Annotated in this window: 10 protein-coding genes and 1 pseudogene; 8 read left to right on the plus strand and 3 right to left on the minus strand. The window is 40.0% G+C overall.

Going from position 1 to position 13,150, the window contains the following annotated elements:
* Positions 1-220 precede the first annotated feature (220 nt).
* From ACFO4O_RS12685 to rfbH, 4 genes are all read left to right on the plus strand, one after another.
* Positions 221-1,189, plus strand: a complete 969-nt coding sequence (locus tag ACFO4O_RS12685; protein WP_382409094.1) for a CDP-6-deoxy-delta-3,4-glucoseen reductase — start codon at positions 221-223, stop codon at positions 1,187-1,189.
* A gap of 32 nt (positions 1,190-1,221) precedes the next feature.
* Positions 1,222-1,995: a glucose-1-phosphate cytidylyltransferase gene (gene rfbF / locus ACFO4O_RS12690; RefSeq protein ID WP_382409096.1), complete on the plus strand. Its 774-nt coding sequence runs from the start codon at positions 1,222-1,224 to the stop codon at positions 1,993-1,995.
* The gene (rfbG, locus tag ACFO4O_RS12695; protein ID WP_382409098.1) at positions 1,970-3,079 is read left to right on the plus strand and encodes a CDP-glucose 4,6-dehydratase; all 1,110 of its coding nucleotides are present in this window, start codon (positions 1,970-1,972) and stop codon (positions 3,077-3,079) included. The genes rfbF and rfbG overlap by 26 nt, the downstream gene beginning before the upstream one ends.
* 72 nt (positions 3,080-3,151) lie before the next feature.
* Positions 3,152-4,465 carry a lipopolysaccharide biosynthesis protein RfbH gene (gene rfbH, locus ACFO4O_RS12700; protein WP_382409100.1) on the plus strand — a complete coding sequence of 438 codons (1,314 nt, stop codon included), beginning with the start codon at positions 3,152-3,154 and terminating at the stop codon, positions 4,463-4,465.
* Positions 4,466-4,601: 136 nt separating this feature from the next.
* Here the strand turns inward: rfbH and rfbC are convergent, their stop codons facing one another.
* The 3 genes from rfbC to ACFO4O_RS12715 form a co-directional block, all read right to left on the minus strand.
* Positions 4,602-5,138 (minus strand): dTDP-4-dehydrorhamnose 3,5-epimerase, encoded by a 537-nt coding sequence (rfbC, locus tag ACFO4O_RS12705; protein WP_382409102.1) that lies wholly within the window; start codon positions 5,136-5,138, stop codon positions 4,602-4,604.
* Entirely contained in the window at positions 5,125-6,060 is a 936-nt protein-coding gene (locus ACFO4O_RS12710; RefSeq protein WP_382409104.1) for an NAD-dependent epimerase/dehydratase family protein, read from the minus strand. The genes rfbC and ACFO4O_RS12710 overlap by 14 nt, the downstream gene beginning before the upstream one ends.
* Before the next feature lie 167 nt (positions 6,061-6,227).
* Positions 6,228-7,250, minus strand: coding sequence for a glycosyltransferase family 2 protein (locus ACFO4O_RS12715; protein ID WP_382409106.1), 1,023 nt, complete (start codon positions 7,248-7,250; stop codon positions 6,228-6,230).
* Positions 7,251-8,045: 795 nt separating this feature from the next.
* Here ACFO4O_RS12715 and ACFO4O_RS12720 point away from each other — a divergent pair.
* From ACFO4O_RS12720 to fcl, 4 genes and pseudogenes are all read left to right on the plus strand, one after another.
* A pseudogene (locus ACFO4O_RS12720) lies at positions 8,046-8,219 on the plus strand (integrase core domain-containing protein); the annotation flags it as partial.
* 442 nt (positions 8,220-8,661) lie between these two features.
* Positions 8,662-9,777, plus strand: coding sequence for a GDP-mannose 4,6-dehydratase (gene gmd, locus ACFO4O_RS12725; protein ID WP_382409108.1), 1,116 nt, complete (start codon positions 8,662-8,664; stop codon positions 9,775-9,777).
* 48 nt (positions 9,778-9,825) lie between these two features.
* The gene (locus ACFO4O_RS12730; RefSeq protein WP_382409110.1) at positions 9,826-12,093 is read left to right on the plus strand and encodes an FkbM family methyltransferase; all 2,268 of its coding nucleotides are present in this window, start codon (positions 9,826-9,828) and stop codon (positions 12,091-12,093) included.
* Between the two features lie 65 nt (positions 12,094-12,158).
* The gene (gene fcl / locus ACFO4O_RS12735; protein WP_382409112.1) at positions 12,159-13,121 is read left to right on the plus strand and encodes a GDP-L-fucose synthase; all 963 of its coding nucleotides are present in this window, start codon (positions 12,159-12,161) and stop codon (positions 13,119-13,121) included.
* Positions 13,122-13,150 lie beyond the last annotated feature (29 nt).

The following is a 13,150-nucleotide window of genomic DNA, read 5'->3' on the forward strand; positions in this document are numbered from 1 at the left end:
CATCGCAGTGTTTAATGATGGCTTATTTACATCACCAACTTCTGTATTTAGCTTATCTCACTGGCAATCAGCAACTGAACTGGTTTAATATTTGAGTGCACTCGAGAAATCGTTTTGACAGAAAATCGTTACTCCAATTTGACTGTTTAAAATTATTGTTGACGATGAATAGAATTAGTGGTGAAAAAACGGTTCAAATAAATTCACAGTAGAGAGATAAATGAAGAAGTTTTCAATTGAGATTCGACCTGCGGGTGTTAAGTATAAAAGCGGTACAAATATTTTATCCGATGCACTTGCAGAATCTATTCATCTTGAACATAGCTGTAAGACTGGAGAATGCGGCGTATGTTCAGCACAAGTTGTCTCTGGTTCGATAGAAAACGAACACGGTGAAGTAGTGACTGATGGAAGGATTCTCACCTGCCAATCTAAAGCAGTTTCAGATGCCATTATAGAAGCAACTTACTACCCTGAGCTTGCAAATATTAATGAACAGACATTACCTTGCAAAGTCTCGAAAGTTGACTACGTAACGGATGATATTGTCCGCTTATCGTTTCGATTCCCTCCGAATGCTACATTGGACTATTTAGCTGGTCAATATGTAGACCTGTGTTTTAAGGGCGTAAAGAGAAGCTACTCTATTGGAAATGCACCAAGCTCTTCCAGTTTTGTTGAGTTGCATATAAGAAATGTGGAAGGTGGTAAAATGTCAGAGCTTATTTTCAATGACTTAAAAGAAAATGAGTTAATGCGCATTGAAGGACCAAAGGGTACTTTTTTTGTGCGGGACAGTAACTTGCCTCTCATTTTAATCGCAGGAGGGACTGGTATTGCACCAATTAAAGCAATCGTTGAGGACCTCATTGCTAAACAAGACAAGAGAAAACTTTATATCTACTGGGGAATGCCTTCAATCGATGGCTTTTATTTAGATTATTTTCAGTCAATTGAGCAAGTGTACTCCAACGTTCACTACGTCCCCGTGTTATCAGGTGAAGAAACATGGGATGGGCGAAAAGGCTTTGTCCATAGTGCAGTATGCGATGACTTTGAAACATTCGAGCAGTATCAAGTGTACGCTTGTGGTTCTCCACTTATGATAGACGCTGCAAAAGCAGCCTTTATTGAGAAAGGGTTGCCCTCTGATGCATTCTTTTCTGACGCGTTCACTCCGGCAAAATAAGCAAATCAAAACAAATTATTGGAGACAGAAGTATGAAAGCAATTATTTTAGCAGGAGGCTTGGGTACGCGCTTAAGTGAGGAAACTGCTCTTAAACCAAAGCCCATGGTTGAAATCGGAGGAAAACCGATTTTATGGCACATTATGAAACAATATTCAGCTCATGGAATAAACGAATTTATAATTTGTTGCGGATACAAGGGCTATGTAATAAAAGAATACTTTGCGAACTACTTTTTGCACATGTCAGACGTTACGTTTGACATGACCCAAAACGAAATGAAAGTTCATCACAAAAGAGCCGAACCATGGACCGTTACACTTGTTGATACTGGCGATACATCAATGACCGGAGGACGTTTGAAACGCGTCTCTGATTATGTCAAAAACGAGAAAGCATTCTGTTTTACCTACGGTGACGGGGTCGCTGACATTAATATTTCAGAAACCATTGAATTTCACTTCTCACATGGAAAAAAAGCGACACTTACCGCCACATTTCCTCCAGGACGTTTTGGTGCTCTGGATATCAATGACGGAAAAGTGATAAGTTTTGAGGAAAAGCCTAGGGGTGATGGAGCCATGATAAACGGTGGCTTTTTCGTCTTATCTCCAAAAGTTCTAGAGCTGATTGATGGTGACGACTGCACTTGGGAGCAAGAACCACTAAGAAATCTCGCTAAAGACGGTGAACTCATGGCGTATAAGCACTCAGGATTCTGGCAGCCTATGGATACTCTTAGAGATAAGATCCAGCTAGAGAAATTATGGAACTCGGGCAATGCCCCTTGGAAAAGTTGGGATTAAAATTATGGTAGACTCGAGTTTTTGGCGCAATAAGAAAGTGTTTGTCACTGGCCATACTGGTTTCAAAGGTGGGTGGTTATCGTTGTGGCTACAAGACATGGGCGCTGAAGTAAAAGGATACTCTTTAGATGCACCAACTCACCCTAGTTTGTTCGAAGAAGCTAGTGTCGCGGATGGAATGATATCCGAACAAGGTGATATACGCGATTTAGAGAGCATGAGAAAGTCAATGATAGCGTTTCAGCCAGAAATTGTGATTCATATGGCGGCGCAACCACTCGTCAGGTTGTCTTATGAAGCACCTGTAGAAACATACTCTACTAATGTCATGGGAACAGTCAACGTTTTAGAATGCGTCAGAAGCCAATCTGGTGTAAAAGCTGTTGTAAACGTTACCAGCGATAAGTGTTATGAGAACCAAGAATGGTTGTGGGGCTATCGAGAAAACGAACCAAAAGGCGGGTATGACCCATATAGTAATAGTAAAGGCTGCGCTGAATTGGTGGCCGATGCTTTTCGTCATTCGTTCTTCAACCCCAAAGACTATAAAAGACACGGTTGCGCTGTGGCCTCTGTAAGAGCCGGTAACGTCATCGGCGGTGGAGACTGGGCTAAAGATCGCTTGATCCCAGACATTCTGAATTCGTTTGAAAGAAAAGAGTCTGTTAACATCAGAAGCCCATTTGCTGTGAGACCATGGCAGCATGTTCTCGAGCCACTTTCTGGCTATTTGATCGTCGCGCAGAAGCTTTACAATGATGGATGTGATTTTGCAGAAGGTTGGAATTTTGGTCCGGATGACAAAGACGCACGACCTGTTAAACACATAGTAGAAGAACTAGTGCGCTTATGGGGAGATGATGCAAGCTGGATACTTGATGAGTCCCCCCATCCTCACGAGGCCACTTATCTCAAACTGGACTGCTCTAAAGCCAACTCGAAACTTAATTGGAATCCCGTTTGGAATCTGGACAGCACCTTGGAAAAAATCGTGAAATGGCATAAGGCCTGGTTAGCAAACAAAGACATGAAAGTGTATTCTTTAAGTGAGATAAGAGAGTACATGACCAATCTCAGCGCTTAAAACAATTGATACCGTTAATTGACGCTGTATTTCGTATAAGTAACCTCACTTCACAACACATTGGAATAATTAATGAGTTTAGATAAATTAAGGGCTGAAATTGCCACACTAGTAGATAGATACGCAGCTATTGCATACGCCGAAAAAATGTTTATACCAGGTGAGACAGTGATCCCACCCTCAGGTAAGTTAATCGGTGCAAGTGAACTTAAAAACATGGTTGACGCGTCATTGGACGGTTGGCTCACAGCAGGAAGATTCAATTCTGAATTTGAATCTAAGCTTGCAGATTTTTTAGGCGTTAAGCATGTATTGACAGTTAACTCTGGTTCATCAGCGAATTTAGTTGCATTTAATACACTGACCTCTCCAAAACTCGGAGACCGAGCAATTAAAAAAGGGGATGAAGTAATTGGAGTTGCTGCAGGTTTTCCCACAACTGTTAATCCAAGTGTTCAATTTGGTGCGGTCCCTGTATTTGTTGATGTTGACATGAAAACACACAATATAGATGCCGACCTAATTGAGGCAGCTATATCGCCAAAGACAAAGGCTATAATGTTGGCACATACATTAGGTAATCCATTCAACTTGCGCAAGATCAGAGACATATGCGACAAGCACAACTTATGGTTGGTTGAAGACACCTGCGATGCGCTCGGTGCAAAGTACGATGGAAAGCTCGCCGGAACATGGGGAGACATTGCTACATTAAGTTTTTACCCTGCTCATCATATGACGATGGGTGAAGGTGGAGCTGTTTTTACTAATAATTCAAAACTCAAGATGATTGCGGAATCTTTTAGAGACTGGGGCCGTGACTGCTATTGCCCACCTGGTTGTGATAACACTTGCGGTAACCGCTTCGGTCAAGATTTTGGATCTTTGCCACATGGCTATGACCACAAATACGTATACGCGCATCTCGGCTACAATCTTAAAATCACAGACATGCAGGCCGCGTGTGGTCTCGCACAAATTGAACGGCTAGAGTATTTTATTGAAAAGAGAAACGCCAATTTCAAATACTTCAGCAATAAACTGAGTAGCTTGAGTGATTACTTAGAAGTCGCAGAGCCAACTCCGAACAGTGAACCGTCTTGGTTCGGTTTCCCCCTTACTCTAAAAGAAAGCTCTGGTGTGAAGCGAGTAGACCTCCTTAAATATTTAGATGAGCATAAGATTGGATCTAGACTGCTTTTTGCTGGAAATTTAATACGGCAACCGTATTTTGAGGGGGTTAATTATAGAGTCTCCGGTGAGTTAACCAATACTGAACGCACCATGAACCAGACCTTTTGGTTAGGCGTTCAACCAACGCTAAACGAAGAGCATTTTGATTTTGTGGTTGAGAAACTTGAAGAGTTTTTTGGATTAAACTTTTAGTTAAAATGGCATCAAGATTCGCAAGTCTGTGCTACTACGCAGACTTGCGCAAATCAATTATGTACGATAAGTCGAGTTGACTTATATCTATCTTCCCTGCGACAGAGCCTCGATGTATGAAGGGGCGAATACCCTATTAACAATCCTCACTAAGCTGCGCAAACGAAGGAAATACTTCGTCCCGACCAGAAATAATAGGATTTTGAATACCCCAATCAAAATTAAATGAGTTCCACAAAACACCTGAGTCTGCTTCCGCAGAATGTACAGTACTTGTCGAGTAAACAACCGTCGCTGAATTACTAAGGGTCAGAAATCCATGGGCGCACCCCTTTTCTATGTATACAGAACGACCATTTTCCGATGATAATCTGAAACTTATACTTCTGCCGTATGTGGCAGAATCCTTGCGTATGTCTAAGACGACATCCAAGATTTCACCACTTGTAACATAGACTAGTTTGGCATGATCGTGAGGCGGTTTCTGAAAATGCATTCCACGGATTACGTTTTTAGCTGAAACTGAGTAAAAGCTCTCTTTAAAATTCGTACTTAACCCGTTTTTTTCAAATGTTTCCTCATGAAAAGTTTTAACAAATAGACCCCGATGATCCTGAAACATTTTATTTTCTATTTCAAAGACACCGTTTATCACTGATTCATTTATTTGCATTGCTATCTCTGTAGTAACTGACTGTTCTATTGATACCATCTTGTATCGAGAAAGAAGGGCTCCAATCTAACATAACTTGTGCTTTCGATATGTCAGCAAAGGCAATAGGGATGTCTGACTCAGACCTCGCTCCCCATTTAACATTTAATATCATCGACAAGCTGCGCTCAATCTCCGAAATAACGTCTCGAATACTCAAAGCACTACCCGAGCCTAGGTTAAACAGCTCATATTCATTCTGATGTTCGATAGTATTGAACCTCTGAACAGCCCTTATATAAGCTCCAACAATATCTTTTACATAGATAAAATCTAGTTTTTGAAAACCTTCAGACAAATTTATTGTCTGACGCGAAAGCGCCTGCTTGATAACAAATGGGACTAGTTTATTGTTGTCCTTCTCTCCAAAAGGCGTAAATAACCTAAAGGTGTTTATTAAAATTTTGTCAGAATAAGTTTTAAGAAGGCACTCGAAAGCTGTTTTAGTTTTTGCATAAAGATTAAAGGCTGACAAGGGAGCATCTTCGGTGACAGGTAATTTTCTACAATCGTACTCAAAAAATGTTCCCGTGTTAATAAACGCCTTAAGACCATTGCTTACACCGACCTCAAGTAGTTCAAGAGGGAACGTTATGTTTGTTTCTACCATGTCAGCCACATCAGAGCTCTTTGTAGCTTTTCGATAACATGTAGCCAAATGCACAACCAAATCAATTCTGTTTGCTTCAAATATTGACTGAATTGATTGCTCTCCAATTACATAATTCTTTACTCGTGGACACACATCGTGGATTCGCCAGAAGTCTGTTGTATTCCTCGTCAAAATAACAACCGAGTAATTAGCACTTAATAGCTCTGTTAAAAGGTGGCTACCTAGAAAACCAGTTGCTCCAGTTACGAGAATCGTTTTAATTGTTTGCATAAACTAACCACATAATAGATGCTATGTCCGCTCGATACTTATTTTCTAGTAATAACATAGTGAAAAGTCCTCGCTGTTTACATATAGGTTGCAAAACCAAGAAATCTGAGACTTTAATTATCACTGCCGTAAAAATAATAGATTATTCTGTTAAAATAGATAATGTGCTAAAAATCAGGAGAGTTTCTAGCTTTTTGCCTTAAGACAGCAACTGGGCGCTCGTAGTTTTGTTCAGTTTTCTTTCCGTGTTCTTGCAGGAAATACGCCATCTCAGAGAACATAGAGCAGTTTATAGCCTCAGCAAATCGTGGATCCTCTGCCGCGACTCCTGTTCTAATACTACTTAAAAGAGTGCTGCAGTGGTACGTAATAAGAGTGTTTATTTTTGACAGATCGCTTTTGGAAGTTGCCTTTACTCGCATTAGAAAGTGTAAACAAGATTTCCACTGCTCCCATCGCTCTGGAAGAGTCGAAAACTTTAAAACCTCTTTCTGTGCGATATTTTCTTTCTGCAATTCATTTACTGTAACTTTCTCCAGAGCTGATTCTTTCTGCGCTTTTCTTTCAGAGAGTGGGGTTGAAACCGAGGTGCAATGGTTGTTCGCGAAGGCATGAAGTGCAATTGCGCGATGAGGATAGAGCTCAACAAAATTGTTAGTATTAATAGAATCATTTACAAGTTGTATTGATTCCCTTAACTCACTAACCTTATAAAGAAGACCTGACATGTAGTTTGTTTCGTGTACGTCGCTTGCAGTTGCAACTCTATCGACTTTGTTACGGAGAAAACCGGTCGGATTACCTTTTGGAGGGAGAACTGAGCCTATTATTAAGTCACAATTTTCCTTTTCGTAATATTCATTCAGCAGTCTCTTATGTTCGTCAAGAAGAGGTAAATCTTCATCTGAGGAAATAGCAAGCCATTGCGTTTTCACCTCGTTGAACAACCGTAGCATATTTCTTCCCAAGCCAATATTTTCGTTGTTCCGCATAATGGTTAAATTTGGGAAACGAAACTCGGACGTTAGCAAGTCATACGTTCCATCAGTTGATGCATTGTCAATCACTAATATTTCGAAGTTGAACACATCTTTATTTTTGTACAGCTCGGTTAAACGGTCTCTTATTATCTCTTTTCGATTATACGTAGGAAAACCGATCGTCATCAATTTTTCTTGGTGAGTACCCATATGTGTCCTTTTTTACAGTTGCGCTTGTTAATATTGCATTATTGAATGCAAAAGTTTGTCAATTTCCATAATCACTTAAGATTTAATTCGAATCCTTTCTCGATTAGATAGGCGTACTCAAAATGTTCGAGTCTCTAGTAATTTGTCCATGTGAAGGGAAAAGTACATTGCGTAGAAATGTTCGAAATAATTCATCGCTGCTTTCTTAAGTTGTTTTAATTATAAAACAGATCAACATATACGACCACCCTTATGAAGCCGCAACAGACTTTCCACCAAATCCAAAAAAAGCCAAAATATACATTATCTAAAAACGAAAATACTTATTTCGTCTTTTTCATGGCAGCATCATCGCTTTCTGGTGTTATCTGCTTACGCATTATTTCTTAAAGCCTCGCCACGTCTTTCACTGGCGTTCCTGATGAAATAATTCGCCACCAAAAATTTATTGTCAGTCTATAGCGCCGTTCGTCATTATAACTTTTACTATTTCGACGTTCTAGATGAGTCTTATTTCATTGGTGCAATTTAGCACTATCCGACGTGTCTTTTTCCCATTCTTCAACGATAATGACGTCAAGTAGCTTATATGCATCGTCTAAAGGCGTTGATCGAATAATAGGTACACATCCATATAAAAGAGTTAACCATGCTTTAGGGCTGGGGTCTAACCCACCACCTTGAACACACAGAGTAAAAGCGTGCTTTTGAATTTCTGTTAAGAAGTCAGAATGGGATAATTCTTCGGCAATATATGTACATTGATGCTTCCAGTGAGTCATAGCCAGGCTCGATTCAAATGGACTTGTGATGTGGGCATATAATCACCAAATTACGTTGCTCTATATACAGCCTGGCAAGCCAACACAAAACTTTTATATAAAGCGATTTAATCGCACAGGAAGATATAAATGGCTCAACATGCATATGCTTGAAAGTGTCGCACAGGTGCAAGAATTAGCCACACAGTGATTATGGATATACAATAAAACACGCTTTCGATTTGCCAGTTTAAGTTGGTCACCAAAACATGATTATTTCTCACCGACATAAGTTTATTTTTATTAAAACTCAAAAAACCGCAGGCACTAGCATAGAAGTATTCCTATCCTCTATCTGAATCAAAAGGGTAAAGAAAACAAACTCAGTTTACTCCACGATATAACTAAAACAATACTGCCTTGCATTTTTTTGCAAAATGCAAAAAATGCTGATTAGGACCGCGTTGGTTTAGTTCTGCTGTTATTGATATTCTTAGCATGAGATGATGTGTATAAGGTAGTAAAGCGCTCAAGACATTGAGGTTTATGCGTATTTAAAATTTGAACAGTGAAATCATGTGGAGCCAATGCTTGTAATATTTAGCAATACCCGGTTCGACTTATTTTTAAGAAAAAAGAGAAATTGATTAATGAAAAAAGCATTAATAACCGGTGTAACCGGCCAAGATGGCTCATATTTAGCCGAATTTTTATTGGATAAAGGCTACGAAGTCCACGGAATAAAACGCCGTGCCTCATTGTTTAACACTCAAAGAGTCGACCACATTTACGAAGACGTACACATCGAAAACGCTCGATTCAAGCTCCATTACGGCGACCTAACCGATTCATCTAACCTAATTCGCATAATGCGCGAAGTAAAGCCCGATGAAGTTTACAACCTCGGTGCACAATCACACGTTGCGGTCTCTTTCGAAGCGCCAGAATACACCGCCGACGTAGATGCACTTGGCACCTTGCGCCTACTCGAAGCAATCCGCTTTTTAGGCCTCGAAAAGAAAACAAAGTTTTACCAAGCGTCTACATCAGAACTCTACGGTGAAGTGCAAGAAATACCACAGAAAGAAACCACACCGTTCCACCCACGTTCACCTTACGCGGTTGCCAAAATGTACGCTTACTGGATTGCCGTCAACTACCGCGAATCCTATGGTATTTACGCTTGTAACGGCATTTTGTTTAACCACGAATCTCCACGCCGTGGTGAAACCTTTGTAACCCGCAAAATTACACGCGCCATAGCCAATATCGCTCAAGGTGCTGAAAGCTGCTTATATTTGGGTAACATGGATGCGCTGCGCGATTGGGGTCATGCTAAAGATTATGTAAGAATGCAATGGATGATGCTTCAACAAGAGCAGCCTGAAGACTTTGTTATTGCAACTGGCAAACAAATTTCGGTACGAGAATTTGTTCGCATGTCGGCACGAAATGCGGGGATTGAGCTAGAGTTCAGTGGCAGCGGAGTTGACGAAATTGCCACCGTTGTAAAAGTGACGGGCGATAACGCGCCTGCGGTAAGAAAAGGTGATGTAATTGTTAAGGTTGACCCACGCTACTTCCGCCCTGCCGAAGTTGAAACTCTTCTAGGCGACCCTACAAAAGCAAAAGAGAAGTTAGGCTGGGTACCTGAAATCACTGTAGAAGAAATGTGCGCCGAAATGGTTGAGCACGATTTAATTCAAGCGAAACAAGTGGCGCTTTTAAAGCAACATGGATTCACTGTTGCACTATCTAAAGAGTAAAAATGTGCTTCACCTTGACAATACTGAGAATGGTTGGAACTTAAATTGTTGAGCCAGCATGTATCACATATTTTCGTTCTATCTTTGCCAACAGATGTTGTTCGAAGGGAGCATGTTAGAACCCACTTTCAAATAAATGAGTTATATAACTATTCATTTGTAGATGCTATTGCTCATGATGCAATAGAAGTACAAGAAGCATATTTAAATGGTCAGGTGCAAACATATCCCGACTGCTTTAGATGTGGTAAACACGATTGCAATTGCACAAATAATATTTTAATTCCTCAACAAATCGCAAACTGGTTATCATTCAAGAAAATTTGGAAAATTGTTGCTAATTTAGATACTCCAGTCATGATTTGCGAGGACGATGTTTACTTTTACAATGGCGGTCTTAAATTACTGTCGAATCAATTGCATGAATTGCCTAGTCTAAAATCTCAATCTCCAACATTGATTAGGTTAGGCCACTCAGGAAGACAAACCGATATAGACTTGTCAACTACTAACAAGCTAGATTTTGTTTCTGCTGTTGTAATGAGCAACGTTGCTCACATTATTAACCCCTCATTTGCTAAGTTATTGCTAAAAGAGTTTAATCAAATTAAAACAACTTCGGATATTTGGGTACACAATGAGATAGGCAAGCGAACCGATGTAGTTGCTCTTACTACGTCCCCTGAAATTGCAACTGACCTCTCTTTCAATAAGAAATACGCCAAGTTTCCCTCTCAGATTCATCCTAAAGGTATAGATGAAGCTGACATTACAAGAGCAAAGAACCATATCAAAAGAGTTGATTCAGATATTGAATACCACCAAACCCTAGAAACTTGGCTAGGCAGCAAAGAAGCAGTGAAAAAATGCTACACATCTAGTGTTTTTCAGGCGCTTAAAGACAAACAGATTAGCTTGATTAAAAAGCAAAGTCCTGCTCAACCTAAAAGGCAATTAAATAGTCAACTACAGCAAAGCATTGAACAAGAATATGGTTTTAAAAATACATATGAGAATTGGTTGAGTGTAGACAAGGATGGTTCACCTATACCATGGATGACTTATAGTGCTATTTTTTACCTACAACAACTAGATTTGCGTGACTGCAGCATATTTGAGTGGGGAAGCGGACAGTCTAGTTTATTTTTTGCGCAACACTCATACAAAGTTATTAGCATCGAGTCTAACCCTGAATGGTATGAGCACATCAATGATGAAAAACTGAAAAATCAAACCGTTTTGTTAAAGTCTCCAACTGATTATTGCGAATGTATAAATGAGATGAATGAAAAGTTTGACGTTATTTCTATTGACGGAGATATTTTTCGTAGACTTGAGTGTGCTGTTTTTGCGCTCTCGTACTTAAAAGAAGGTGGGATAATATTACTCGATAACTCTGACTGGCTTCCAAATACTACTGAATTTCTCCGTTCTTCAGGTTTCACTCAAGTAGACTTTGCCGGCCCCGGCCCAATTAATAGCTATCTTTGGTGTACGTCTATTTTCTTCAAAGGGTCTATATCTATTAAGCACAAACAGCAAGCAAGTCCGGGCTTCCTTGCAGCTGGAATAAAACAAATTCGCGATCAAAGCATAAAGTTAACCCCTGCCAGTCAGCCAACAAGAGAGAAACTATTCAATGAGAACTATGCCCACTTTAAAAAAAGTATATTGCCCTCGTTTACTGATGTATTTGCTTCACAAGAAGGCGAAGACGTTTTACTAAGGCGTATTCTGAAACACCATTATATGAGTGCGGGATTATATGTAGATGTTGGAGCTCATCACCCAGTACGTTTTTCAAACACTTACCATTATTATTTAAAGGGTTGGCATGGAATTAACATAGACCCGACACCTAACATGAAGTCTCTATTTGATGAAGTAAGACCTAAAGATATCAACCTTCAACTTGGAGTATCAGATCAAGAGACTAGTTTAGTTTACTATCATTTTAAAGAACCTGCTTTTAATACATTTGATGAATCAGGCGTTGACTATGCGCTCACTAGAACACAATTAATCAGTAAAACTAAAGTACAGGTTGTTAAGCTATCCTCTATTTTGGATAAGTATTTGGAACATAATCAGAATATTACATTTTTCAGCATTGATGTTGAGGGCTTAGAGCTTAAAGTACTTAACTCGAACAATTGGACAAAATATAGGCCACTTGTAATTATTGTTGAAGCATTAACCAACGAACAGCTAAAGGAAATTGAAATGTTTTTGGAACATCATCAATATATCCGTGTTGCATCTACTAAAAATAGTTACTTTTTTTGTGAACTGAGTTTTTGGGATAAAGTAAAGTAGGACAAAGCGTACGTATAGTTAAGTGGGCAAAAAAAGCAAAAATAAGTATTGGGAAGAACTTCTAAATGAAAAAAGTATTTGTAGCAGGCCATCGCGGTATGGTCGGCTCAGCCATCGTCAGGCAACTAGAAAAAAGAGATGATGTGCAGTTAGTACTGCGCACACGCTCACAACTTAACTTAAGCAATCAACAAGCAGTTGCAGATTTTTTTAACACGCACGATATTGATGAAGTGTATTTAGCGGCGGCTAAAGTTGGCGGCATTGTTGCTAACAACACCTACCCTGCCGACTTTATTTACGAAAATCTAATGATTCAATGCAATATCATTCACTCTGCTCACAAAGCGGGTGTAAATAAGCTGCTATTTTTAGGCTCTTCTTGCATCTATCCTAAATTGGCCGAACAGCCTATGTTGGAGTCTGCCTTGCTGACCGGTACTTTAGAGCCTACTAATGAGCCTTATGCCGTTGCAAAAATAGCAGGCATAAAGTTATGTGAGTCGTATAGCCGCCAGCATCAACGAGATTACCGAAGCGTAATGCCTACCAATCTATATGGCCCTCACGACAACTTTCATCCTGAAAACTCGCACGTGATCCCTGCTTTGCTAAGGCGCTTCCATGAGGCAAAGCTGAATAACGACCCAAAAGTCGTGGCGTGGGGCAGCGGCAAGCCCATGCGTGAGTTTTTGCATGTTGACGACATGGCGGCAGCGTCTATTCATGTAATGGAGCTTGAACCGGAAATTTACGAAGCCAACACTGAGCCGATGCTAAGCCACATAAACGTGGGAACAGGCGTTGACTGCACCATTAAGGAATTAGTAGAAACCGTAGCGCGTGTTACAGGCTTTAAAGGTGAGATTGAATTTGATACCACCAAGCCAGACGGCGCTCCACGTAAACTAATGGACGTAAGCAGGCTCAAAAGCTTAGGCTGGGAATATTCTTTTTCACTCGAGCAAGGTTTAGAAGATGCTTATGAGTGGTTTTTACAGAATCAACACGATTTTAGACAAGCGTAAGGTATGAAATTGATTTACCATATATAGAT

It is taken from the genome of Glaciecola siphonariae, assembly GCF_042652645.1.
GTDB classification, from domain to species: domain Bacteria; phylum Pseudomonadota; class Gammaproteobacteria; order Enterobacterales; family Alteromonadaceae; genus Glaciecola; species Glaciecola siphonariae.